At 74.9% G+C, this 23,748-nt stretch carries 21 protein-coding genes; 11 read left to right on the plus strand and 10 right to left on the minus strand.

Annotation, left to right across the window (positions count from 1 at the left end; all coding sequences use genetic code 11):
• The 3 genes from ABD811_RS43380 to ABD811_RS43390 all read left to right on the plus strand — a co-directional run.
• The coding region (locus ABD811_RS43380; RefSeq protein ID WP_344959574.1) for a glycosyltransferase family 4 protein at positions 1 to 1,375 on the plus strand (1,375 nt) is incomplete at its 5' end.
• 111 nt (positions 1,376 to 1,486) lie between these two features.
• Positions 1,487 to 2,812 (plus strand): nucleotide sugar dehydrogenase, encoded by a 1,326-nt coding sequence (locus tag ABD811_RS43385; protein ID WP_344959576.1) that lies wholly within the window; start codon positions 1,487 to 1,489, stop codon positions 2,810 to 2,812.
• A 146-nt stretch (positions 2,813 to 2,958) separates the two neighbouring features.
• The gene (locus ABD811_RS43390) at positions 2,959 to 4,092 is read left to right on the plus strand and encodes a glycosyltransferase family 4 protein (protein WP_344959578.1); all 1,134 of its coding nucleotides are present in this window, start codon (positions 2,959 to 2,961) and stop codon (positions 4,090 to 4,092) included.
• Positions 4,093 to 4,097: 5 nt separating this feature from the next.
• On the opposite strand, the gene ABD811_RS43395 is transcribed toward ABD811_RS43390, so the two are convergent.
• Positions 4,098 to 6,131 (minus strand): outer membrane protein assembly factor BamB family protein, encoded by a 2,034-nt coding sequence (locus ABD811_RS43395; protein ID WP_344959581.1) that lies wholly within the window; start codon positions 6,129 to 6,131, stop codon positions 4,098 to 4,100.
• A 108-nt stretch (positions 6,132 to 6,239) separates the two neighbouring features.
• On the opposite strand from ABD811_RS43395, the gene ABD811_RS43400 reads away from it, so the two are divergent.
• The 5 genes from ABD811_RS43400 (at position 6,240) to ABD811_RS43420 (ending at position 11,614) form a co-directional block, all read left to right on the plus strand.
• Positions 6,240 to 6,851: an HD domain-containing protein gene (locus ABD811_RS43400; RefSeq protein ID WP_344959583.1), complete on the plus strand. Its 612-nt coding sequence runs from the start codon at positions 6,240 to 6,242 to the stop codon at positions 6,849 to 6,851.
• Positions 6,852 to 6,915: 64 nt separating this feature from the next.
• Entirely contained in the window at positions 6,916 to 7,416 is a 501-nt protein-coding gene (locus ABD811_RS43405) for an SRPBCC family protein (protein ID WP_344959586.1), read from the plus strand.
• A 21-nt stretch (positions 7,417 to 7,437) separates the two neighbouring features.
• Positions 7,438 to 8,172 carry an acetoacetate decarboxylase family protein gene (locus tag ABD811_RS43410; protein ID WP_344959588.1) on the plus strand — a complete coding sequence of 245 codons (735 nt, stop codon included), beginning with the start codon at positions 7,438 to 7,440 and terminating at the stop codon, positions 8,170 to 8,172.
• Positions 8,169 to 8,918 (plus strand): SDR family NAD(P)-dependent oxidoreductase, encoded by a 750-nt coding sequence (locus ABD811_RS43415; protein ID WP_344959590.1) that lies wholly within the window; start codon positions 8,169 to 8,171, stop codon positions 8,916 to 8,918. The genes ABD811_RS43410 and ABD811_RS43415 overlap by 4 nt, the downstream gene beginning before the upstream one ends.
• A gap of 158 nt (positions 8,919 to 9,076) precedes the next feature.
• Entirely contained in the window at positions 9,077 to 11,614 is a 2,538-nt protein-coding gene (locus ABD811_RS43420; protein ID WP_344959592.1) for a HelD family protein, read from the plus strand.
• A 3-nt stretch (positions 11,615 to 11,617) separates the two neighbouring features.
• Here the strand turns inward: ABD811_RS43420 and ABD811_RS43425 are convergent, their stop codons facing one another.
• From ABD811_RS43425 to ABD811_RS43450, 6 genes are all read right to left on the minus strand, one after another.
• Complete coding sequence (locus ABD811_RS43425) at positions 11,618 to 12,472, minus strand: glycosyltransferase family 2 protein (protein WP_344959594.1); 855 nt, start codon at positions 12,470 to 12,472, stop codon at positions 11,618 to 11,620.
• 94 nt (positions 12,473 to 12,566) lie between these two features.
• On the minus strand, positions 12,567 to 13,394 hold the full coding sequence (locus tag ABD811_RS43430) for a CDP-alcohol phosphatidyltransferase family protein (protein WP_344959596.1): 828 nt from the start codon (positions 13,392 to 13,394) through the stop codon (positions 12,567 to 12,569).
• The gene (locus tag ABD811_RS43435) at positions 13,384 to 14,439 is read right to left on the minus strand and encodes an iron-containing alcohol dehydrogenase family protein (RefSeq protein ID WP_344959617.1); all 1,056 of its coding nucleotides are present in this window, start codon (positions 14,437 to 14,439) and stop codon (positions 13,384 to 13,386) included. Before ABD811_RS43435 ends, ABD811_RS43430 begins: the two co-directional genes overlap by 11 nt.
• Positions 14,440 to 14,531: 92 nt before the next feature.
• Positions 14,532 to 15,275, minus strand: coding sequence for a phosphocholine cytidylyltransferase family protein (locus ABD811_RS43440; protein ID WP_344959598.1), 744 nt, complete (start codon positions 15,273 to 15,275; stop codon positions 14,532 to 14,534).
• Entirely contained in the window at positions 15,272 to 15,907 is a 636-nt protein-coding gene (locus tag ABD811_RS43445; protein WP_344959600.1) for a DUF5941 domain-containing protein, read from the minus strand. Before ABD811_RS43445 ends, ABD811_RS43440 begins: the two co-directional genes overlap by 4 nt.
• Positions 15,904 to 17,439 carry a CDP-alcohol phosphatidyltransferase family protein gene (locus ABD811_RS43450; RefSeq protein WP_344959602.1) on the minus strand — a complete coding sequence of 512 codons (1,536 nt, stop codon included), beginning with the start codon at positions 17,437 to 17,439 and terminating at the stop codon, positions 15,904 to 15,906. The genes ABD811_RS43445 and ABD811_RS43450 overlap by 4 nt, the downstream gene beginning before the upstream one ends.
• 130 nt (positions 17,440 to 17,569) lie before the next feature.
• Between ABD811_RS43450 and ispD the strand changes: the two genes are divergently transcribed.
• Both ispD and ABD811_RS43460 read left to right on the plus strand, forming a co-directional pair.
• A complete protein-coding gene (gene ispD, locus ABD811_RS43455; protein ID WP_344959605.1) occupies positions 17,570 to 18,307 on the plus strand; it encodes a 2-C-methyl-D-erythritol 4-phosphate cytidylyltransferase in 738 nt (245 codons plus the stop codon).
• Entirely contained in the window at positions 18,304 to 19,098 is a 795-nt protein-coding gene (locus tag ABD811_RS43460) for a glycerophosphodiester phosphodiesterase (protein WP_344959607.1), read from the plus strand. Before ispD ends, ABD811_RS43460 begins: the two co-directional genes overlap by 4 nt.
• Here ABD811_RS43460 and ABD811_RS43465 read toward each other — a convergent pair.
• Positions 19,095 to 19,946, minus strand: coding sequence for a hypothetical protein (locus ABD811_RS43465; RefSeq protein WP_344959609.1), 852 nt, complete (start codon positions 19,944 to 19,946; stop codon positions 19,095 to 19,097). The two genes, ABD811_RS43460 and ABD811_RS43465, sit on opposite strands and share 4 nt — an antisense overlap.
• 93 nt (positions 19,947 to 20,039) lie before the next feature.
• Positions 20,040 to 21,191, minus strand: a complete 1,152-nt coding sequence (locus ABD811_RS43470; RefSeq protein WP_344959611.1) for a glycosyltransferase family 2 protein — start codon at positions 21,189 to 21,191, stop codon at positions 20,040 to 20,042.
• A 280-nt stretch (positions 21,192 to 21,471) separates the two neighbouring features.
• Between ABD811_RS43470 and ABD811_RS43475 the strand changes: the two genes are divergently transcribed.
• Entirely contained in the window at positions 21,472 to 23,124 is a 1,653-nt protein-coding gene (locus tag ABD811_RS43475) for an LCP family protein (protein WP_344959613.1), read from the plus strand.
• Between the two features lie 8 nt (positions 23,125 to 23,132).
• On the opposite strand, the gene ABD811_RS43480 is transcribed toward ABD811_RS43475, so the two are convergent.
• The coding region (locus ABD811_RS43480; RefSeq protein WP_344959615.1) for a DUF6585 family protein at positions 23,133 to 23,748 on the minus strand (616 nt) is incomplete at its 5' end.

Consider the following 23,748-nt stretch of genomic DNA (forward strand, 5'->3'; position numbering starts at 1 on the left):
CGCCGGGGCGGGCGCCCGGCTGCGGCGCACCCGGCTCGGCCGGCTGGCGGTGCCCCGTCCGCGCGATCCGCGGCGCGAGTCCGCCGACCTGCGCGTCCTGCTCGACCACGACGTCCCCGGCCGCGCCGCCGCGGCGGCCACGGGCGGCGCCGGTCCGGCCGGCGGCTCCGCGGTCGTCCTGCAGTTCGTGACGAACGCGCTGCCCCGCACGAACGCCGGGTACACCGTGCGCACCCACCGGATCGCGCTGGCGCAGCGGGCGATGGGCTACGACACCCACGTGGTGACCCGCCTCGGCTACCCGCTCAACCAGGGCATCGCCGACCTGCGCGCGCGGGTGGACGTGGAGGGGGTGCCCTACCACCGGCTGCTGCCGTGGCTGCCGCCCGGCACGCCCGTCAAGGCCGTGGCCAAGAGCGCCGACCTGGCGGGACGGCTGGTGCGCGAGCTGCGCCCGGCGGTGCTGCACGCGGTGAGCGACCACCACAACGCGGCCGTCGCACTGGAGCTGGGCCGCCGCCACGACCTGCCGGTGGTGTACGAGGTGCGCGGTTTCCTGGAGGACTCCTGGCTGTCGCGCGACCCGTCGCACCGCGAGACCGACGACTTCTACCGGCTCACCCGCGAGCTGGAGACGCGGCGGATGGCCGCCGCCGACGTGGTGGTGACGCTCGGCGAGGCGATGCGCGCCGAGATCGCCGGCCGGGGCGTCGACCCGGAGAAGATCATCACGGTGCCGAACGGGGTGGACGAGGCGTTCCTCGAGCCGCTGCCCGACGCCGCCGATCTGCGCGCCGAGCTGGGCCTCGGCACCGACGTCCCGGTGGTCGGCCTGACCTCGTCGTTCTACGGCTACGAGGGCATCGACACGCTGATCGACGCGGCGGCGCTGCTGCGCGGGCAGGGCACCGGCGTGGTGCTGCTGCTGGTCGGCGACGGACCGGAGCGCGGCGCGCTGGAACGGCGCGCCACCGAGCGCGGCGTGCGCGCGGTGTTCCCCGGCAGGGTGCCGATGTCGTCGGTACGTCGGTATCACGCGGTCCTCGATGTGTTCGCGGTTCCCCGGCGGGCCGACCGCGTCTGCCAGTTGGTCACGCCCCTCAAGCCCGTGGAGGCGATGGCCGGGGGAATCCCAGTAATAGCAAGTGATGTCAAGGCATTGCGCGAAATCGTGGAACCGGGCGTGACCGGGACGTTAACAGTTCCGGAAGACCCGGAGGCATGGGCGGACGCACTCTCCCAGCTCATTTACAGTCCCGAACTACGCCGGAAAATCGGACAGACCGCTCGGGAATGGGTTCGAGCGGAACGCACCTGGCGAGCCGTGGCGGACCGGTACCGGTCCGCCTATCCGGACCCGCCGCGGGTGCCGTGACAGGGGTTCCCGTGACACCGGGAACCCGTGCCGACGGTTCCCGCGCGGCGGGTCCCGTACGGCAGGAGCGGCCGTTCCGGCGCCGTGAACACGCGTGAAGGGAGCCGCCGGGTGGATCTGGTGGTCATCGGGCTCGGCTACGTCGGGCTTCCGCTGGTGCGCGAGGCGTGCCGGGCCGGCCTGCGGGTCGGCGGGCTGGACCGCGACCCGCGGGTCGTCGCCGGGCTGAAGGCCGGGCTGTCGCACGTCGACGACGTGTCGGCCGCCGAGGTCGAGGAGATGCTGGCGGCGGGGTTCCGGCCGAGCGTGGACGAGGACGTCCTGGACGGCGCCCGCACCGTGGTGATCTGCGTGCCGACCCCGCTGTCGGAGGAGGGCGGCCCGGACCTGACCGCGGTGCGCGGCGCCGCCGAGACCGTGGCGCGGCACCTGGAGCCGGGCACGCTGGTGGTGCTGGAGTCCACCACGTACCCGGGCACCACCGACGAGGTGGTGCGGCCCATCCTGGAGACGTCCGGGCTGGCCGCGGGCGAGGAGTTCCACCTGGCGTTCTCCCCCGAGCGGATCGACCCGGGCAACCCGGTCTACGGCGTGCGCAACACCCCCAAGATCGTGGGCGGGCTGACCCCGGCGTGCGCGTCGGCCGCGGCGGCGTTCTACGGCAAGTTCGTCGACGAGGTCGTGCAGGCCAAGGGCACCCGCGAGGCCGAGATGGCCAAGCTGCTGGAGAACACCTACCGGCACGTCAACATCGCGCTGGTGAACGAGATGGCGGTGTTCTGCCACGAGCTGGGCATCGACCTGTGGGACGCGATCGACTGCGCGGCCACCAAGCCGTTCGGCTTCCAGGCGTTCCGGCCGGGGCCGGGCGTGGGCGGGCACTGCATCCCCATCGACCCGAACTACCTGTCGTACAAGGTGCGGTCGCTGGGCTACCCGTTCCGGTTCGTGGAGCTGGCCCAGGAGATCAACGACCGGATGCCCCGGTACGTGGTCGAGCGCGCCCAGCAGCTTCTCAACCAGCAGGGCCGCGCGCTCAAGGGCGCCAAGGTGCTGCTGCTCGGCGTCACCTACAAGGCCGACATCGCCGACCAGCGCGAGTCGCCGGCGCGGCCGGTGGCGCGGCGGCTGGCCCGGCTCGGCGCCGAGCTGCGCTTCCACGACCCGTACGTCGCCGACTGGCGGGTGGACGGGGCGGAGGTGCCGCGCGTCGGCCCGCCGCCGGTGGTGCGGCCGGGCGGCGGGCAGCGCCCCGGCGCCGAGCAGTCCCCGTGGGATCCGGAGCTGGTGGCCGCGCTGGAGGACGCCGACCTGGTCATCGTCCTGGCCGACCACGCGGCCTACGAGGCGTCGCTGCTGTCCCGGCACGCGCGGTTGCTGTTCGACACCCGGGGCCGCACCCGCGGCGCCCGCAGTGAGAGCGTCGAGCTGCTCTGAGCGCCGCGGCCCCCGGTCCCGGTCGCGGGACGGGTCGCCGACCGGGGGCGGCCATCGCGCGGTAAGGCGGAATTAACACACAATTTCCCTGGCGCGCGCAGACTCGACGATGGACGATTATCGGCACCGATCCGGAGTGAATGCCCATGCGGGTCTGCGTTTGCACGATTGTGCATCATCCAGAGGATGCCAGGATTTTGCACCGGCAGATTCGCGCGCTGCTCGACGCCGGTCACGAGGTCACCTATATCGCGCCGTTCCGGGCGTGCAACGTGACGCCCTGGCGGCGGGTGAGCCCGGTGGACGTGCCGCGCGCGGTGGGACGGCGCAGGCTCCGCGCGCTGCGCGCCGCGCACCGGGCGCTGGAGGAGCACGCCCCGTACGCCGACGTGATCCTGCTGCACGACCCGGAGCTGCTGGTCGGCCTGCCCCGCTCGGTGCGCAGGCGCACGGTGGTGTGGGACGTGCACGAGGACACCGCCGCCGCCCTCACCGCCAAGGGCTGGGTGCCCGGTCCGGTGCGGCCGCTGCTGCGTCCCGCCGTGCGGCGCCTGGAGACGCGCAGCGAACGCCGGCACCGGCTGCTGCTGGCCGAGGAGGGCTACCGCGCGCGGTTCCAGGGCGAGCACCCGGTGGTGCCCAACACCACCTACGTGTCCGACCTGCCGCCCTCCCCGCCGGACGGCCACCGCGCCGTCTACGTCGGGCACCTGTCGCGCGCCCGGGGCGCGTTCGACATGATCGAGGCGGCCCGGCTGCTGGCGCCCGAGGGCGTCCTGGTCGAGCTGATCGGCGCCGCCGACGGCGACGTGCGGCCCGCGCTGCGCGACGCCCAGCGCGAGGGCGTGCTGCGCTGGTACGGCTTCGTCCCCAACGACCGGGCGCTGCGCATCGCCGAGGGCGCCATGGCGGGCCTGGCGCTGCTGCACGACGAGCCGAACTACCGGCATTCGATGCCGACCAAGGTCGTGGAGTACATGGCCCGCGGCATCCCGGTGATCACCACGCCCAACCCGCCCGCCGTGGAGATCGTCGAACCGGCCGGGTGCGGGTTCGTCGTCCCGTTCGGCGACCCTGCCGCCGCCGCCGACGCGATCCGGCGGCTGCGCGACGACGCCGAGCTGCGCACCGACCTCGGCAAGCGCGGCTACGAGACGGCGCGGGCCCGGTTCCACTGGCCGGTGCACGCCGAGCGGTTCGTCGCCCAGCTCGAACAGTGGGCCGGACGCACCACCCCCGGCCCGGTCGTGGCGCCGCAGCCCGAGCCGCTCGCCGACTAGGGCGGCTAGGACGGCTCGGGGGAGCGCCCCGCTCCCCCGGTCAGCCCGACGGCGGCGGCGCGGGCCAGCCTGCTGGCCGCGCCGGGCGGGCGGGCGGCGGTGACCACGACGATGTAACGGTCGACCCGCACGGCGATCGTCCCGGCCGTGGGGCCCAGCTCGTACGCCTCGTCCCCGCCGATGTCGGTGCGCCGCCGCGCCTGGGACTGGACCGCCCGCAGCGTCTCCATCAGCGCCGACGCGGCCTGCCCGGTGGGCGCCACCCACTTGACGGTCACGGTGAGGCTGCGGGCGCCCCACTCGTCGTCGTCCGTCCCCGGGCCGCTCGCGCCCGGCTCGGGGGTGCGGCGGTCGCCGTCCCTGCCGGGGCTCTTCTTGCCGGACGCCCCGCCGCCGGAGGCGCTCGCGCTCGGTGACGTCGAGCCCGGCCGGTCCGGGGAGGCGGAGTCCCGCGGCGCCGCCGGGACGCCGGAGGGCTGCTCGGAGGGGCCGCCGGACGGCGCGACGGTCAGCGGCGGGGCGTCCGGCAGCCCGTCCCGCTCCGGCGCCTCGTAGGTGCAGCTCACCGGATGCGGCAGCTTCTGCTCGCCGATCCGGTCGCCGCCGGGGCGGGCGCTGCCGGGATCCAGGCGCGCGGCCAGCAGGTCGGGCCGTTTCAGCAGCGCGCAGGCGTCCGGCCAGTCCGCCGCCGGGGTGCCGCCCAGCTCGGCGGGGCCCGGCCCGGCCGAACCGCCGCGCAGCGCCACCAGCCGGGCGGCGCCCCCGGGACGCGGCGTCGCGGTCGGCACCGCCGCGTACAGCAGCCCGCCCGCCGCCGCCAGCCAGGGCCGCGCCCCGTCCAGCTCCGGGTCCATGGCGAACGGCGCCGCGACCGTCCGGGTGCCGCCGTCGCCGGGTTCGACGACGTCCACCCCGGCGGGCAGCAGCGCGCCCGACAGCCGGGGCCGCAGCGCGTAGATCCGGCCGCCCGCCGCGGCCAGCGCCGCGTACGCGGGGGCGTCGCGGCGCCAGGCCGCCTGCCCCGACGCCGTCTCGACCGCCTCCAGGCGCCGCTCGCCCCGGCGCGCGCCGTTCGGCCGGTACGCGACGACCAGGCGGCCGCCGGCGACCACCGCCGGGCAGATGGCGTCGCCGCACACGTTCTCGCCGCCCCACTCGGCCAGCCGGTGGCCGTTCTCGCGGTAGGCGCGCAGGGCCGTGCCGTCATCGGCGAGCGTGACGCCGTCCAGCACCGTCACCTCGGGGGCCTCCGCCGACTCCAGGGGCCGCGTCCAGCGCACGGCGCCGGTGTCCGGCCTCACCGCGATCAGGCGGCTCGGGCCCTTGGCGCAGTCCAGGGCGAGGACGGCCGTCGTCTCCACGGAGTCGGAGGCGTGCGCGGCGCCCTCGAACAGCCGGCAGCCCGCCGGGAGCCGCTGCGTCCACAGCCGGGCGCCGTTGGCGGCCGACCGCCCGTACAGGACGCGGCGGTCGCCGCTGGTGGTGAGCACGGCGTCCGAGCCCGCGGGCCAGCGCAGCGTGGTGCGGGCCACCGAGGCGGGCGTCTCGTCGGCCTGCCGCCACAGCTCGGCGCCCGACAGCGCGTCGAAGCCCACCATCATCCGTTCGCCGCGGTCGCCGTCGCGTTCGAAGTAGCCGACCAGCCGCGAGCCGGTGGCCGCCCAGCCGAGCATCGTCCAGCCCATGCGCCGGTAGCTCCAGCGTTCACCGCCGGTGCGGGCGTCGCGGACGTCCAGGCCGCCGCCCGAGGCCAGCACCGCCTGCCCGTGCGCCACCTCGAACGCCACACTGTTGTAACCGGCCAGCGGCCCCCGGTGCACCGGCGCCGAACGCTGCCAGCTCGTCGCCAGCGGGCCCGGCGGAGGGCCGACGTCCGCCAGCGGCGCGACGGGCACGGCGGTGACGCTGTGCCGCACCTGCCACCACTCGGCGCGCGTGACGGCCCGCACCACCAGCACCCCGCAGACGGCCACGGCCAGCACACCGCAGACGACGCCGACCGCCGCCCGCCGGCGCCCGCCGAACCGCCTGCCGCCCACGCCCGTGCCGCCTCCTTCCGCCGTCACGTACTGTGCTGCGAGAACGTCTCCACCATGCCGTGTTCCACGCCCCCCGCGCGACACGGCCAGGCCAGAACGGAGGTTCCGGTGGAACTGTTCACCACGTGGCGGACGTGGGACCAGGCCCGCGCGGCCCTCGCCGCGTCCGGCGCCGCTCCCGCCGACCTTGCCACGCTGGACCGTGCCGTGGCCGCCGCGCGCCGCTGGCACGGCGACCAGACCCGGCCCACCGGCGCCCCCTACCTGGAGCACCTGCTGGAGGCCGTCGAGGTCCTGGCGCGCGGACGCGGCGTGACCGACGTGTCCGTCCTGGCCGCCGCGCTGCTGCACGACGTGGTGGAGGACACCGGCGCCACCGCCCGCGACGTGGAGGCCGAGTTCGGCCCGTGGGTGGGCGAGCTGGTCGAGTGGGTGACCAAGCCGCCGTCCGACGGGCTCGGCCGCCAAGCCAAACGCGCCGCCAAGGCCGCCTACCTGCGCCGCCTGCGCGACGCCCCCCGTGAGGCGATCATGGTCAAGCTCGCCGACCGGATCAGCAACGTGCAGACCCTGGACCGGATGCCGCCCGACTTCCAGCGCCGCTACTACGCCGAGACCTGCACCTACATCATCCCGCTGGCCGACCTGCCGGACGGCGGCGACCCGTGGTTCGCCGAATGGTACGCCACCTGGCGGGCCCGCTTCGCCCACCTGCGCTGACCGGACCCGCCCGATCGCCCGCCCACGCCGGACGGCGGGCCGCCGGGTGCGGGATCATCGGGGCATGGAACGCGAGTGGGTGGCCGAGGAGAGCGTGCTGGTCGACGCCACCGCCGCGGCGGTGTACGAGGCGGTGTCCGACCCGCGGCGGATGCGCGAGTGGAGCCCGGAACTGTTCGCGGTGTGGGTGCGCGGCCGCGGCCCGGCCGGCGAGGGGACCCGGTTCGTCGGGTTCAACCGGATCGGCTGGCGGGTGTGGTTCACCACCTGCGAGGTGACGGCGGCGGTGCCCGGCGAGGTCTTCGCGTTCCGGGTGTCGAGCTTCGGGATGCCGGTCGCGCTGTGGGGCTACCGGGTCGAGGGGGTCGGCGAGAACTCCACGCGGCTCACCGAGTACTGGCACGACCTGCGCCGCGACCAGCGGGGGGCCGCGTTCGTGTCGCTGCTGGGCCGGGTGTTCACCGGCGTGCCCGCCGAGCGGCGCGCCGAGGTCAACCGGCGCGGCATGCGCCGGACGCTGGAGCGCATCAGGGCCGCGCTGTCCGGTGGGGTGACAACAAAATAAGAACCTGTTCTACTTAGTGGTGTGAGCACCGCCACCGATGTCCACGTGATCCAGGGCGAGCGGGTCGCCCTGCCCGTGCGGATCCGGGACGCCGCCGTGGCCTCGGCGATGTTCGCCGTCCCGGCGGGCCCCGCGCAGAGCCTGATCGCCTACTCCGGGCTGGAGGTGGCCGAGCCGCTGCCCGGCCGGGCGATCTGCTCGCTGGCGTTCGTCCGGTACGCCGACGGCGACCTCGGCCCGTACCACGAGTTCGCCGTCGCCTTCCTCGTCCGCTCCCCCGGCTCCTCCGGGGGCCGCCGCAAGCGCGTGGGGGCGTTCATCCACTGGCTGCCGGTCAACCAGGAGTTCACCTTGGACGCGGGCCGGTCCATCTGGGGCTTCCCCAAGGTGCTGGCCGACATGCCCATGGACCTCAGCGGCCGGATCAAGCGGTGCGCCGTGCGGTTCGGCGGCCGCACCGCGATCGAACTGGCCGTCAAGCCCGGCCTGCCCGTCCCCGCCGGGCGTCCCGGCGGCCGGACGGCGCCCCGCCTCGACTCCTACTCGTGCCTGGACGGCGTCACCCGCCACATCCCCTGGACGGTGTCGCCGTCCGGGCTGCGGATGCGGCCCGGCGGCGCCGAAGTCAGGCTCGGCGACCACCCCGTCGCCGACGAGCTGCGCGGCCTCGGCCTGCACCGCGCCGCCGCGCTGAGCAGCAGCACCATCACCCACCTGACCATGGCGTTCGGCGCCGCCGAGGAGGTGCGCTCGTGAAACGCACCGCACTGGTGACCGGGGCCGCGAGCGGGCTGGGCGCCCTGGCCGCGCAGCGCCTGGCCGCGGCGGGCTGGGACCTGGTCGCGGTCGACGTGGACGAGGACGGCCTGGCCCGCACGGCGGCGCGCTCCCCCAACACGCACGTCCGGGTGTGCGACGTCGCCGACCCCAAGGCGGTCGAGGAGATCGTCGCCGAGGCGGGCGCGGTGCACCGCCTGGTGCACGCCGCCGCCGTCGGGCCGCTCGTCCCGGCCCTGGAACAGCCTCTGGACGAGGTGGAGCGGGTGCTGCGGGTCGACTACCTGGGCACCGTGCACGCCATCCGGGCCGTCCTGCCCGGGATGCTGGCGCGCGGCGGGGGCGACCTGGTGCTGTTCTCCTCGCTCGCGTCCTGGGTCCCGACGCCGAAGACCTCCGCGTACGCCGCCGCCAAGGCCGCGATCAACGCCTACGCCGAGTGCGTCGCCGCCGAACACCGCGGCGGCGGCGTCCGGATCCGCGTCGTGTGCCCACGCCAGGTCGACACGCCCGGCTACCGCGCGGCCGCTGCGGCGGACCCGGCCGCGACCGCCGGGATGAAGGGCATGCCCCCGCGCGCGGTGCTGGACGCCGTCGACCGCTCCCTGGCCCGGCGCGACGAACTCCTTTACGTCTACCCCGACGCCCTCACCCTGGCCACCGTGCTGGCCAAGCGGTACGCCCCCGGCCTGCTGCGCCGCCTCCTGGCCCGCGCCACCGCTTGATCGTCCCCGCCCCGCCGCTTGATCATCGGAAGACGCGGGCCGGGGCCACGACCGCGTAAGCTGTCTCTTTCGCCCCCTTGGGGGCGCACCGCCGAGCACCTCGGCAGGACAGCAGGTCAGCGCAGGTCGCGAGGGAGCAGCCCGGAATGTCATCCCCGGTGACGGATGGGTCCGCCAAGACCACGGAGACGGTCAAGGACCAGGAGATCGCCGCCGAGCAGCGGTACGTCGACCGGGCGTACGCGCGGCTGGAGGAGATGCGCGAGGACGCCAAGGCCATGCTGCGCGAGGGCTACCGGCAGGCACTGGCGGGCACCAAGGGCTCGCTGGTCGACCGGGACGCCATGGTGCACCAGGCGGCACTGCGCGCCCAGGCCCTCGACGTCGCCGACGACGGGCTGGTGTTCGGGCGCCTCGACCTCTCCGGCGGCGAGATCCGCTACATCGGCCGCATCGGCGTGCGCACCCCCGACCACGACTCGCTGGTCATCGACTGGCGGGCGCCCGCCGCCGAGGACTTCTACCGCGCCACCCCCGAGGACCCGCGCGGCGTGGTGCGCCGCCGCGTCCTGCACTCGCGCGGCCACACGGTCGTGGACTTGGAGGACGACCTGCTCGACCCGTCCGCCGCCGACGGCATGGTGGTGGTCGGCGACGGCGCGTTCCTGGCCTCCCTTGCCCGCACCCGCGAGGGCGCCATGCGCGACATCGTGGCCACCATCCAGCGCGAGCAGGACGAGGTGATCCGCGCCCCCGCCGACGGCACCGTGCTGGTGCGCGGCGCCCCCGGCACCGGCAAGACCGCCGTCGCCCTGCACCGCGTCGCCTACCTGCTGTTCCGGCACCGGCGGCGGTTCGGTTCGCGCGGCGTGCTGGTGGTCGGCCCCAACCGGCGGTTCACCGCCTACATCGAGCGCGTCCTGCCGTCCCTCGGGGAGGAGTCGGCGGCGCTGCGGTCCCTCGGCGACCTGGTGGACGGCGTGTCGGCCCGCACGCACGACACCCCGGAACTGGCCCGGCTCAAGGGCTCGGAGGTCATGGCCCGGGTGCTGCGCCGCGCCGTCACCGACCACCCGCCCGGCGCGCCCGACGAGCTGCGCGTCGTCCACAAGGGCGTGATCGTCCGGCTCGACCGGGCCCGGCTCGACCGGCTGCGCGCCGACCTGCACCGGCGCAGCCGCGGCTCGGTCAACGCCGCCCGCGCCCGCGCCGCCGACGCGCTGCTGGACGCGCTGTGGGAACGCTTCACCGACCTCGGCGGCCCCGAGGCCGCCGCCCAGGCCGAGGAGGCCGACGCGGGCCTGTGGAACGCGCTGCTGGCCGCCGACGGCCTGGCCGCCCTCGACGAGGGCGACGCCCCGGGCTCCTCCCGCGCCCGCTCCGGCGAGCGCGACACCCGGCGCGAGCAGTTCGACGCCCGCGTCCGCGAGCAGCGCGAGTTCGCCCAGTTCCTCCTCGCCTGGTGGCCGCTGCGGCGTCCGCTGGACGTGCTGCGCTCCCTGGGCGACCCGGCCCGCCTGCGCCGCGCGGCGGGCCGCGACCTGGACCGCGACGCCGTCACCCGCCTGGCCGAGGCGTGGTCGGCGGCCCTGGGTCCCGACTCGCGATCCGGCACGGAGTGCGTCCTGACCTACCAGGACATCGCGCTGCTGGACGAGCTGGACGCGCTGCTCGGCTCCCCGCCGCGCCCGCCGGCCCGGCGCCGCCCCGCCGCCGAGGACGACCCGTTCGTCGTCGACGGCGTCAACATCCTGACCGGCGAAGAGATCGCGGACGAGTCGTGGGAGCCGGAGATGCAGGAGCTCACCACGTCCATCGAACGCCTGGAACGGGCCCGCCGGGTCGACGACGAGGTGGTCGAGGAACGTCCCGAGTACGCCCACATCGTGGTGGACGAGGCCCAGGACCTGTCGCCCATGCAGTGGCGCATGCTCGGCCGCCGGGGCCGGCACGCGAGCTGGACGATCGTCGAGGACCCCGCGCAGAGCGCCTGGGAGGACCTGGACGCCGCCCGCCGGGCCATGGACGCCGCCCTCGGCGTCGACAAGCCCTCACCCCGGCGCGGCCGCTCGTCGTCGCGGCGGCGCCCCCGCAAGCCCGCCGCCCGCGCCCGCTACGAGTACGAGCTGACCACCAACTACCGCAACTCCACCGAGATCGCCGCCGTGGCGTCCCGGGTGCTGGCCCTGGCCCTGCCCGACGCCCGCCCGGCCCGCGCCGTCCGCACCTCCGGCATCGACCCGGTCGTCCGCGTGGTGCCCGAAGCCGACCTGATCTCCTCCGCCCGCGCCGCCGTGGCGGAACTCCTCACGCAGGTCGAGGGCACGATCGGCCTGATCGTCCCGCTGGAGCTGCGGAACCGGCCCGAGGGGCAGACCGCCCTCCCGCTCACCGACGCCCCGGACGCCGCCGAGGAGCACACCGGCGCCGCCGCCCCGTCCTGGACCGCCGCCGACCGCGACCGCCTGGCCGCCGGCTTCCCCGAACGCGTGCAGGTCCTCGACGTCCTGGAGGCCAAGGGCCTGGAGTTCGACGCGGCCGTGATCGTCACGCCGGAGACCGTCGCCGCCCAGTCACCGCGCGGCCTGCGCGTCCTCTACGTCGCCGTGTCCCGCGCCACCCAGCACCTGACCGTCCTGACCACCAGGCCCGAGTGGCGCGACACCCTGACCGGCGACCGGCGCCCCGCCGGATGACGGTCAGATGATCGGGGGGCGGCCCGTGCGGGTCATGCGCCAGGCGGTGCGCCAGGAGATGGGGCGGCGGGCGCCCGCCGGCTTGCGCCAGCCCTCGAAGAAGCCCTTGAACCACGGCTTGAGCGCGCTCGGCCTGCGTTCCCGCAGCACCGTCATCCCGACCCACACGGCCAGGTAGGTCAGCGCCAGCGGCCACGGCAGGTTGCGGCGGGCCAGCCACACCCGGTTGCGGGCGTTGTAGCGGTAGAACATCGCGTGCCGGGTCGGCAGCACCGCCGGGTGGTACATCACCGCGGACGCGTCGTAGACGATGCGGTAGCCCGCGTTGAGGACCTGCCAGGCCAGGTCGGTCTCCTCGTGGGCGTAGAAGAAGTCCTCCGGCAGCCCGCCCCCGGCGTCGAACGCGGCGCGGCGGACCGCGCAGGCGCCGCCCAGGAACGTCGTCACCTCCGACGACCGTTCGGGGTCGCCGGCGCGCAGCCGGGGCACGTGCCGCCGCTCACCGCGTCCGCCCTCGGGATCGCGGACGCGGAAGGAGATGATCCCGAGGTCGGGTTCGGCGGAGAAGCGGTCGCGCACGTGCGCACCCAGCCGCGGCGAACGGTACCACCCGTCGTCGTCCAGGAAAAGGATCACGTCGCCGCTGGAGGCCTCCACGCCGCGGTTGCGCCCCGCCGGGATGCCCACGTTGGTCGGCAGGCGGACGAGCACCACGCGCTTGTCGTCGAAGACCTCATCGTCGCCGGGCCACCAGTCGCCAGAGACGCCGTTGCCGACAAGGACAACCTCAACGTCCACATGCTCCTGGTCGAGGGCACTGCGCACCGCACGGGCGAGCTCTGCAGGTCGATTGCCCATGGTGAGCACAACAACGCTGAGCGAGACACCCCCGCCTGCGCGGGGCCTAACAATCCGTTCGCCCTGGGTCACAGTGCCCCCGTCCAGGTAACCCTCACCGTAGCCTCCGGGAAGCCAGAATGCTCACCAAATGCAGCAGCGTCTGCAGGACGGCCACGACCGCCACGGCGACGGTCAGCACCCGGATCGCGGCCGGGGTCTCGGTGCCCAGCAGCGTGTCCAGCACGGTAGCGGCCAGGATCAGCAGGGACAGCTCCACCGCGCCGATGATGCGGTGAAAACGCAGCATGGACGCGGCCTGCCGGGCCAGCGCGATGCCGGTGGAGCGGGGCCGCAGCGCCCGGTCGCCGCCGACCGGGTCGGCGGGCAGGCCCGACTTGGCCCGCGCCACCACCACGTTGTCGGTCTCGGCCTTGATCAGCGCGGCGCCCACCGCGGCCAGCAGGCCCAGCTCGGCGTAGCCGCCGGTCTGCCAGCCGCCCTGCGCGGCGTAGCCGAGGCCGATCAGCAGCGCCACCTCCGACAGGTAGTGGCCGATGCGGTCCAGGAACACCCCGGCCACCGACGTCTGCCGCAGGTAGCGGGCGACCTCGCCGTCCACGCAGTCCAGCAGCAGGTACGCCTGGATCAGCAGGGCGCCGCCGAGGGCCGTCCACAGCGGGTCGGCCGGCAGCGACACCACGACGCCGGCGGCCACGCCGCAGGCCATCATCAGGTAGGTGAGCTGGTTGGGGGTGAACCCCAGCCGCAGGAACAGCCAGGCGAAGTACGGCGACAGCGCGCGCATGTACAGGCGCCCGGCCCAGTGCTCCTCGTTGCGCCGTTCCTTGAGGCCGGGCGGCTGCCCGTGGCGCCGCACGTCCGCGACCGTCGCCGCGCTGCGGGACGGGCGGACGGCGTCGGCGGGCAGCTCAGCCTCCATGGGCTTGGACATACTCTTCAACCGCCTTGAGGATCGCGCCCTTGTCGAGGCCGAGATGCTCCAAGATCGTATAGCGGCCGGGGCGGGTGCGCGGGGCGTACGCGACGGCCTCGGCGAACTGCTCGACGGTCAGCCCGACGTCGCCGGGCAGCCGGGGCAGCCCGTGCCGCTCCAGGCAGGTCATGACTTCGGCGAGCCGGTCGGCGCCCGTCCCGAGGCGGGTGGCGCGCAGGTGGTAGCAGAAGGCCGCGCCGATCCCGGCCAGCTCGCCGTGGTTGGCGGTGCCGGGGAACATCTGGTCGATGGCGTGCAGGATCTCGTGGTCGCCGCCGCTGGAGGGCCGCGACGAACCGGCGAAGGACATGGCCATGCCGGACAGTACGAGTCCCTCGGCCAGAACGGTCAGGAACCGGTCGGACTCGATGGAGCCGGGCTGGTTGAGCAGGGCCTCGGCGGCGGTGCGGGCCAGCGTCAGCGCCAGCCGGTCGACCGGCTCGCCGCACGCCTCGGCGGCCAGCAGCCAGTCGTCGACGGCCGACAGGTTGCTGACCACGTCGCCGATGCCCGCGCGCACCAGCCGCGGCGGCGCGGCCCGCACGTAGTCCAGGTCGACGATCATCGCCAGCGGCATGACCACGCCGAACGAGCCCTTGCCCTTGTCGTGCTCCAGGGAGGCGACCGGGGAGCAGATGCCGTCGTGGGACAGGTTCGTGGCCACCGACACCATGGGGATGCCGGCGAGCGTGGCGGCGTACTTGGTGGCGTCGATGGTGCGGCCGCCGCCGATGCCGACCACCGCCTCGTAGGACCCGCCGCGCAGCTTGGAGCCGAGGCTGACCGCGGCGTCGACGGTGCCGCCGTCCACCCGGAACAGCTCGCAGTCCTCCAGCGAGGGCCGCACGTGCTCGGCGATCTGGTCGCCCTGGCCGGGGCCCACGGCGATCGCGACCCGGCCCTCGGTGGCGATGCGGCGGTCGGCCAGCAGGTCGCCCAGGGCGGCCACGGCCCCACGGCGGACGTCGATGGACAGCGGCGCGGTGAGCATCCGCGTCAGCAGGGGCATGTGCGTTCCTCGCTCGGTCGTCCCGTACGGCGGAGGGGAGGGGCAGGGATACCGCGACGCGGCGGGAGCCCGGGTCAGTAGCCGGCGGCGATCCGGCGGGCCTTGGCCAGGTCGTCGTGGTTGTCGACCTCGACCCACTCCACGGCGCCGATCGGGGCCACGGCGACGCGGCCGCCCCGGTTGACCAGCTCCTGGTAGCCGTCCTCGTAGTACAGGTCGGGGTCGCGCTCCCAGGTGGCCTGCAGGGCGTCGGCCAGCGGCCCGGCGGCGGCGGGCTCGATGAGGGTGGCGCCGATGTACTCGCCGTACGCCTCGGCCGGGTCCATCAGCTTGGTGATGCGGGCCAGGTCGCCCTGGTCGTCGAGGGTGACCTTCATCTCCTCGTCGGCCAGAGTTTTCACGTTGTCCACCGCGAGCAGGATGTCCGGTCCCCGCCCGGCCAGTAGCGTCTTCTCCACGCTCACCGGGTGCACGGTGTCGCCGTTGACCATGAGGACGCCCTTGGAGAAGTGCTCGCGCGCCAGCCACATGGAGTAGGCGTTGTTCCACTCCTCGGCCTTGTCGTTGTGGACGAGGGTGATCGACACGCCGTACCGCCGTTCGAGGTCGGACTTGCGGGTCTCGACCGCCTCGGCGCGGTAGCCGACGACGATCACCACGTCGGTCAGCCCGACCGCGCTCAGGTTGCCCAGGGCGATGTCCAGGATGGTGGTGTCGCCGTCGGGCCCGCTCCGAACGGGGACCAGGGCCTTGGGCAGCGTGTCGGTGTACGGCCGCAGCCTGCGTCCGGCGCCCGCCGCCAGCACCATGCCGATCATGATTCCTCTTCCTCCAGGTCGACGATCACGCCGCTGTCGCGCCCGGTCCGCAGCCAGGTCGTGACGCTCTCACCCGCGAACAACACGCCAAGGTAGGCGGCCAGCGCGGCGTACGCGAACGGGAGCGGCCCGGCCAGGCCCGCCGCCGCCACGACCAGCGTGCGGCCCTCCCAGCCGAGACCGGCCCGGAGCACCCAGGCGCCCGGCCGCAGCCCCTGACGGGTGCGGTACACGGTGTCGTAGTGGTGGTAGGCCAGAACCGCGAGCAGCACGTACACCAGCGGTGCCGGCACACCCTGCGCGAACCCCAGTCCGGCCAGGTAACCATACTCGATCGTGCGCAGCAGGGGCGGGACAAGCCAGTCGAACCTTCCGTTATGCGGATGTGTCGCAGCCGCCCCCGTCAGCAGCACCACCGCCACCGGCAGGAACAGCGCCGGCCCCCGATCCGCGCCGAGACCGGCCGTCATCAGCACGGCGCCAAGGGCGACGGCGACCAGGACGCCGGGCAGCGGCGGCAGCCGGCCCCCGGCCAGCCGGGCCAGCGTCAGGCAGATCGGGCCGTCGTCGCGCAGCAGGTACGGCGGGACGGGGACGCGGGCGTCCGGGACGCGGATCGCCGGCATCGTCATCGCACGATCACCTTCCTCCTCCGGCCGGTGAGCACACGGGTGGCGAGCCGGTGGGCGAGGGCCAGGCCGCCCCACGCCAGCAGCGCGACGAACGTCACGCGCGCGTCGAACAGCGCCGCCGTCACGGCGATGAGAGCGATCCGCTCGCCGACCGGCAGCGCGACGACCTTCCTGGCCCACCGCAGGGCCTTCCTGGACGGTGCCGGGCGGCGTTCGATCGGCCCGTCGTCGGGGGCCGTCAGGGGGGCGGTGCGCTGGGGCAGGGGCCGCCGGCCGGGGCCGGCCGGACGCGACGCGAACGAGTGGTCGAGCGTGTGCCGGACGGTCTGCAGCGTCATCGCGGCGACCGCCAGCCCCCACACCGCCCCGGAGCCGTGCCCGGCGGCGATGGCGCCCACCGCCAGCCCCGCGTACACGCCGTACTCCTTCACGCGGTCGAGGAGCACGTCGAGCCAGGCGCCGAGGGCGCTGCGGCGGCGCGTGAAGCGGGCGAGCTGGCCGTCCACGCAGTCCAGCACGAACGCCGCGTACAGCAGCGCGGCGCCCGTGACCACGCCGCCGCGGGTGCCCGCCGCGAACCAGACCGCCGCCAGGACCGCCAGGCCCAGCGACATCCACGTCACGGTGATCGGCGTCAGCCCCCGGCGGGCCGCCCACCGCACCAGGTGGGGGCTGTAGGAGCCGACCGCGTACGTGGCGAACAACCCGTCGTCGCGTTTGACGGCCGCGGCGAGCCGCACCCGTTCCTCGTCGGCCTTCTCCACCGCCTCGCGGGCGGCGACGGCGGCGTCCGCGCTGCCGGCGCGCGGGCAGGGCAGCCGCGGGTCGCCGCAGTCACGCACGGGCACGCCCGTGCGCACCAGCCCCACGAGCAGCAGGTGCGCCGCCTCGGGCTCGACGACGGTCAGGGGCAGCGCGCGGGCGTCCCGCAGCAGGTCGGCCAGTCGTCCGGCGAGGGCGGCGAGGTCGTCGGTCCGGTCGGCGGCCACCCGCAGCACGCCGGGCGACGCGGCGTCGGGCGCGGTCACCCGGTGGTACGGCGACCCGGCCGACATGATCCATCCGTCGTACCTGCGCACCGGCACGGTGCCGTACCCGTCGCCCCGCGGGACGGTGACGGCCGTGACCGGCGCGTCGTCGCCGTCCAGCAGCAGCCGGCGCAGCAGTTCGGCGCCGACCACCACGTCGCCCGGCAGCAGCAGCACCGGCCCGTCGGCGTGCCGGGCGATCCGGGCGATCTCCCGCAGGTCGGCGGCCGGGCTCGGCGACTCCAACACGAAGTGGCCGTCCTTGTGCAGGGCGGGCGCCATTTCGGGACGGGTGACGATGACCGGATCCGGTACGTTGAGCCTTGCCAGCTGCTCGCACAGGCGCGTCAGGAGCGTGGGCGCCTCGTCCGCCGCCTCGGCGGCCCGGCGGGGATCGCCTCCGCAGGGCAGGACGGCCGCGGGACCCGGGTCCGGGCCGCCGCCGTCCCACCCGGTCGCCATGATCACCGCCACGGTCATCGGCGCCTCCGGATCGCGTCGCAACAGGGTAGGAAAAGGGATGCGCACCGCGCGGGCGTCGCGCGGCGCCGGGCCGGCGAGCGCGACACCGGCGCCGGCACGGACGATTGCCCAGAGTAGCGGCACGACCACGGAGTGAGAGGTCACATTGACAGTGGACACCGCGACCCGGACGGTCGCCGTGGTGCTCGCGGGCGGGGTCGGCGCGCGGCTGGGCGCCGGCCGGCCCAAGCAGCTGCTGGAGGTCGGCGGGCGGCCCATCCTGGCGCACGCCGTCGCGGCGTTCGACGGCCACCCGGACGTGGCGGAGGTGCTGGTGGTGATGGCGGCCGGGCACGTGCGCGAGGCCGCCGCGCTGACCGCCCCGTTCCGCAAGGTCACGGGCGTGATCGAGGGCGGCGCCACGCGCACCGCGTCCACCGCCGCCGCGCTGGCCGCCCTGGCGGACCGTCCCGACGGCACCCGCGTGCTGTTCCACGACGCGGCCCGCCCGTTCGTCGACCGCGCGGTGATCGACCGGACGCTGGCGGCGTTGGAGGACCACGACGCGGTGGCGGTGGGCGTGCCCGCCTCCGACACGATCGTGGCGGTCCGCGACGGCCTGGTCGCCGACATGCCGCCGCGTTCGACGCTGGTGCGCTTCCAGACCCCGCAGGGCTTCCGGCTCGGGACCGTCCGCAAGGCCTACGAGCTGGCGCTGGCCGACCCCGAGCTGGTCGCCACCGACGACTGCGGGGTGGTGCACCGCTACCTGCCCGACGTGCCGATCCGGGTCGTCGAGGGCAGCGAGCACAACCTCAAGGTCACCCACCCGCTGGACGTCGCCCTGGCCGAGCACATCGCCGAGCAGATCGCCGATCAGATCGCCGCCAACCCCCCGGAGAACACGTGATCTTCGAGAACCCGCCCACCGTCATCGGTCATCGCGGCCTGGGCTCGGGGCACGTCCCGCTGCCCGGCCCGCCCGGCGCGGACGGCGACGGGCCGGACCCCCGCACCGTCGCCGAGAACACCCTGGAGTCGCTGCTGGCCGCGCTGGACGCGGGCGCGACCTGGATCGAGATCGACGTGACCCGCACCGCCGACGACGAGCTGGTGCTGCGGCACGACCCGACCACCGCCGACGGCGCGTTCCTGGTCGACACGGCGGCCGCCGAGTGCGGGCTGCCGCTGCTGGCCGAGGTGTTCGACGCGCTGCCGCCGGGTGTGCCGGTGGACGTGGACGTCAAGACGATCCTGGAGGACGCGGTCGACCCGCCGTCCCGGCGCACCGGCGCGCTGCTGGTGCCGCTGCTGCGCCGCGAGGCCCGCCGCCGTCCCCTGCTGGTGACCTCGTTCGACCCGTCGCTGCTGCTGCACCTGCGCGAGAACCTGCCCGACCTGGCGGTGGGCCTGCTGACGTGGCTGCGCTTCCCGCTGTGGCACGCGATCCCCGCCGCGTCGGGGCTGGGCGTGCAGGCGGTCGGCCTGCACACCGGGTCGTGCGGCTTCGAGCACCCCGACACGCGGCTGCGTCCGCTGGAGCACTGCGTGGACGTGGCGCACAAGGCGGGCCTCGAGGTGCTGGCGTGGTGCCCGTCGGCCGAGACGGCCCCCGCCTACGCCGAGGCGGGCGTGGACGCCGTGGTCGTCAACGACGTCCCGGGCGTCGTCGCCGCCCTGGACGGCGCCGCGCCGGCCTAGGCGGGCGGCGGCGGACGGTCGTCGCCGCCGCCGTACGCCCGCGTCCACTCGCCGGGCTCGTCGTCGTCACCGGGCGTGGAGCCGGACCGGGGAGCCGTCCCCTCGTCCTTCCCGGACGCGGGCGGGGCCGGGATCTCCTGCTGGTCGGACCGCTGCGCGCCGCCGGGCGGCGGGGCGGACCCGAACTGTGGCTGGGCCTGCCCGTACTGGGGCTGCGGCTGGCCGGGCTGCGGCTGCTGCCACGGCTGCTGCGGCCCCTGCCCCCACGGGCCGGGCTGAGCGGCGGGCTGGCCGCCGTACGGCGCGGGCTGGGCACCGTAGGGGGCGGGCTGGGCGCCATAGGGGGCGGGCTGGCCCGGCGCCGCGAAGGCCGGCCCGTGCGGCTGCGCCAGGCGGCCGGGCCCCGACGCGGCCGCGGCCCGCCAGCGCGAGGGCACCACCGAGCCCGCCACCAGGATGACGCCGATCAGCAGCAGTATGCCCATGCTGCCGACCTGCGCCACCACCAGGCCGTACTCCTTGCTGAGCAGGGGCAGCTCGATGCGGATGGCCCGGCCCGGCAGCAGCATCCACAGCAGCCCGTACAGGGCGAACACCGCGCCGGGGATCAGCGACGCCACCGGCGAGACGCGAGTGGTCACCAGAGCAGCGACGCCCACCGCGAGCAGCAGGATCAGCAGGCCTCCGAGCAGGCCGGTGCCGGTGGCGAACTCGCCCCGGAAGTACACGGCGGTGTACCGCCACTGCATCAACAGCCGTTCGGACCCGAAGATCAGCAAGGCCATCAGCACGGGCGTGCCGACGATCCCGATCCCCGCGCCGATCCCGTGACGCGCTCCGCCGGTCATGGCCACCTCCCTGGGCAGTGGGCGACGCCCAGATGGGCGATCACCAACGTAACCGTGAGACGTGGCCCTGACCAGCGCGGTTCGAGTGACTTTCTACGACTTCGCCGGAGTCGCCTGCCCCAGGCCGGGCGGGCTGGTGAGGAAGCCGACCCCCCAGCTGATGTGCATGGTGGCGAACACCAGCGGCAGCCGCACCCAGGCCGACACCGGCAGGCCGCGGCCCTCCACGACCGCGCCGGCCACGATGCCGGCCGCGTACGCGCCCGGCACCAGCCAGCCCGGCCAGAAGCCGAACGCCCCGGCCACCACGCCCGCGGCCATCGCCAGCACCGCCATCGGCGGCGCCAGGTAGCGCAGGCTGAGCGTGCCCTGGTGCTCGCGGCCGACCACCCGGCGCCAGCGCCCGGTGTGGTAGTACTGCTTGGCCAGCGCGCGCAGGTTCGGCCGCGGCCGGTAGGTGACGCGCATCCGCGGCGTGAAGTAGATCCGGCCGCCGGTCTGCCGGATGCGGTGGTTCATCTCCCAGTCCTGGGCCCGCACGAACGTCTCGTCGTAGCCGCCGACGCGCTCCAGCGCGCTGCGCCGGAACGTGCCGAGGTAGACGGTCTCGACGTCGCCGGCCTCACCGCCGGTGTGGAACCGGGCGTTGCCCACGCCGATCTTGGACGTCATGGCCCGGGCCACCGCCTTCTCGAACGGGGTGATGCCCTCGGCCGCCATGATCCCGCCGACGTTGTCGGCGCCGGTCTCCTCCATGGTCTCCACCGCCACCCGGACGTAGTCGGGCGGCAGCAGGGAGTGGCCGTCCACGCGGACGATGATGGAGTACTGCGACGCCTTGATGGCGATGTTGAGGCCCTGCGGGGTGCGTCCGGTGGGGTTGGGCACCACCACGACGCGCGGGTCCTCGGTGGCGAGCCGTTGCGCGATCTCCTCCGTGCGGTCCCTGGACGGCCCGATGGCCAGGACCAGTTCCAGTTCGCCGGGGTAGTCCTGCGACAGGATGCGCCGGACGGCGTCGGCCAGATGCCGCTCTTCGTTCAGCACCGGCATGACCACCGACACCGCGGGCCAGGTGCGGCCGGACGCGGCGGGCGACGCGCCGGGACGCGGGTCCCGGCCGGGATCGCCCGCGCCGCCGGGACCGCGGCCGGCGTCCCAGAGGGGATCGCGGCCGGAGTCCGGATCGGTCGCGTGCACGGTGTGCTGCTCGTCGGTGCTGTGCGCGTGGGGAGACGATTTCATTCTGGGCTCGTGGGCCGAGCCCCGGCCGTCGGCCGGGGAGAGCCCCCCTTCCTCTCTTGCTCGCTCGTTCATGACGCAGCTCACGACACCCTTGGGCGAGTGCGGCCGCCGGGGAGGAGGTCAAGACGGCGCCACGTTACTCCAAGGACACGAGCCTCAGGTAGCGAACGGACCGGTGTCCCCCACTTTAAAGTGGGGAACGTTCGCGGCACCTACGGGCGACGAGCGGCCAGGCGTCGATGAGGCTTCGGGAGGCGGCGGCCAGGATGGCAGAGCCAACATGAGGGACGGTCACGACAGCGATCCGCTCGAACGGTACTTCCGGCCGCGACCCGCGGACGGCCCGTCCGGCGGTGCGGGCGGGGCCGGTGACGAGGAGGACATCGACGGCGTCACCGTCGAGGGCCTGCCCGCCCCCCGCGTCGCGGTGGACGCGCCGCGGGGCCCGCGCCGTCCCGGCCCGGGGCTGAGCCCCCGCGCGGCCGTCAGCGCGCGGCGGCAGCGCCGCTTCCTGATGGTGACCGGCGTGATGTCGACGTTCGTGCTGCTGACCTCGGGCGGCGCGTGGGCGTTCCAGAACTACGTCAGCGACGCCATCGACCGGGTGAAGGTCGGCGGGCTCAACAAGGACGGCCCCAAGGGCGCCATGACCGTCCTGGTGGCGGGCGTCGACCGGCGCGAGGGCCTGACCCGCGCGCAGCAGAAGGCGGCGCGGCTGGGGCACGAGCCCGGCGAGCGGTCCGACACGATGATGCTGGTGCACGTGTCCCGTGACCACGACCGCGTCAGCGTGGTGAACCTGCCGCGCGACTCGTACGTGACGATCCCCGCGCACCGCTCCAACGGCTCGGAGGGGGCCAAGGGCTCCTCCGTCCCGGCGCGTCCCGGCAAGCTGACGTGGGCGTACCAGTTCGGCGGGCCGGACCTGACCGTCGACACGGTCAAGCGGGCCACCGGGGTGTCCATCGACCACTACGTCGAGGTCAACTTCTACGGGTTCATCAACATGGTGGACGCGCTCGGCGGCGTCGAGGTGTGCACCGAGGAGCCCATCAACGACCGCAAGAGCGGGCTGGTGCTGCCGGCGGGCACGTCGCGCCTGGACGGCCTGAAGGCGCTCAGCTACACCCGCGCCCGCTACACCCTGACCGGCGGCAGCGACCTCGGCCGCATCGACCGGCAGCAGCGGTTCATGGCGTCGATGATGAAGCAGGCGCTCAACTCCCGGACGCTGAGCGACCCGGTCAAGTCGACGCGCTTCCTGAACGCCGCGCTGAAGTCGCTGCGGGTCGACGAGGACCTGGCCGAGAACCTGCCCAAGCTCGCCGACCAGATGAAGGACCTGTCCACCGACAACGTCACCTTCGCCAAGGTCCCGCTGGCCAACCAGGACTACAACGTCAACCTGTGGAACTCGCCGCAGCCGCAGTCGACGGTGCTGTGGGACCAGCGGCACGCCCGCGACCTGTTCCACCGCCTCAACCGCGACCAGCCGCTGGCCTCGCCGTCGGCGAGCCCGTCGGCGGCCAAGCCCAGCGCCAGGCCGAGCGACGGGCCGACCGTCCCGCCGGACGAGATCCCGCTGCGGGTGCTCAACGCGATCGGCACCCCGGGCCTGGCCACCCGGGCGGGCGGCGAGCTGCGCCGCGTCGGGTTCCCGGTGACGGTGGTGCCGGGCGTGGCGCGGCGCGGGCTGCAGACGACGCAGATCCAGTACGGCCCGGACGGCGAGAAGGCGGCCAAGACCGTCGCCGCCGCCATCCCGGGCGCCAAGCTGCGGAAGGTGTCCTCGCTGGGCTCGCGCGTGCAGGTCATGGTGGGCGCCGACTGGGACGGCGCCAAGCGCGTGAAGATCTCCTCCCCGTCGCCCTCCCCCACCCCCGGCAAACCCGAGATCGAGACCGGCACCGCCACCCAGAAGCTCTGCAAGTAGCGGTGTTCTCAGTGGACGAGGTCGCCGTCGTCGTCGTGGTGGCCGGCCCCGACGCGGCGGCACACCTCCACGAACGCCACCGCGTTCGGCACCCGCGCCGCCAGGGCGGTCATCTCGACCAGGCCGTCGGCGTCGCGCGCGTACACCACGCCGTTGTCGATGCCGGCCTCGGCGACCGCCGGCCAGGGCAGCCGGTCGCCGTCCTTGCCGACGCCCTGCGGGCCGAGGGTGAACGGCCCGAGCCGGACGCGTTCGCGCGCCTCGATCGCGGCCATGAGCCGGGGCACGGCGCGCGCGGTCACCTCGGCGGAGACGATCTCGCCGAGCACCCCGGCGTCCGGCATGCCGTCGCCGAGCGCGATCTCGCGTCCGCCGGCCGCCGTGACGGTCACCCGCCAGCGGGTGCGCGCCCCCGCCGCCGTCCGCACCCCCGACACGGTGACGGCGGTCAGCTCGTCCCAGTGGTGCGTGGCCAGGCCCCTCCCGTCGTCCACCACGAGCCCGTGGACGAACAAATAGACGATCCGGGGGGTTCCGGTGCGGCGCAGGGCCCAGGCGGCTCTGCGGAGCGTCCAGACGGCGCCGCACAGGCAGACGACGGCCGCCAGCGCGGCCAGGGCGCCC

The sequence above is a fragment of the Actinomadura miaoliensis genome (genome assembly GCF_039536785.1).
GTDB lineage: Bacteria > Actinomycetota > Actinomycetes > Streptosporangiales > Streptosporangiaceae > Spirillospora > Spirillospora miaoliensis.

What these genes read in the sequence shown, in the direction of transcription:
- ABD811_RS43470 (WP_344959611.1), bottom strand. Translation starts at nt 21,191, where the DNA reads ATGAAATCGTCTCCCCACGCGCACAGCACCGACGAGCAGCACACCGTG.
- ABD811_RS43445 (WP_344959600.1), bottom strand. Translation starts at nt 15,907, where the DNA reads ATGACGATGCCGGCGATCCGCGTCCCGGACGCCCGCGTCCCCGTCCCG.
- ABD811_RS43390 (WP_344959578.1), top strand. Translation starts at nt 2,959, where the DNA reads ATGCGGGTCTGCGTTTGCACGATTGTGCATCATCCAGAGGATGCCAGG.
- ABD811_RS43425 (WP_344959594.1), bottom strand. Translation starts at nt 12,472, where the DNA reads ATGGGCAATCGACCTGCAGAGCTCGCCCGTGCGGTGCGCAGTGCCCTC.
- ABD811_RS43440 (WP_344959598.1), bottom strand. Translation starts at nt 15,275, where the DNA reads ATGATCGGCATGGTGCTGGCGGCGGGCGCCGGACGCAGGCTGCGGCCG.
- ABD811_RS43475 (WP_344959613.1), top strand. Translation starts at nt 21,472, where the DNA reads ATGAGGGACGGTCACGACAGCGATCCGCTCGAACGGTACTTCCGGCCG.
- ABD811_RS43405 (WP_344959586.1), top strand. Translation starts at nt 6,916, where the DNA reads ATGGAACGCGAGTGGGTGGCCGAGGAGAGCGTGCTGGTCGACGCCACC.
- ABD811_RS43435 (WP_344959617.1), bottom strand. Translation starts at nt 14,439, where the DNA reads ATGCTCACCGCGCCGCTGTCCATCGACGTCCGCCGTGGGGCCGTGGCC.
- ABD811_RS43430 (WP_344959596.1), bottom strand. Translation starts at nt 13,394, where the DNA reads ATGGAGGCTGAGCTGCCCGCCGACGCCGTCCGCCCGTCCCGCAGCGCG.
- ABD811_RS43465 (WP_344959609.1), bottom strand. Translation starts at nt 19,946, where the DNA reads ATGACCGGCGGAGCGCGTCACGGGATCGGCGCGGGGATCGGGATCGTC.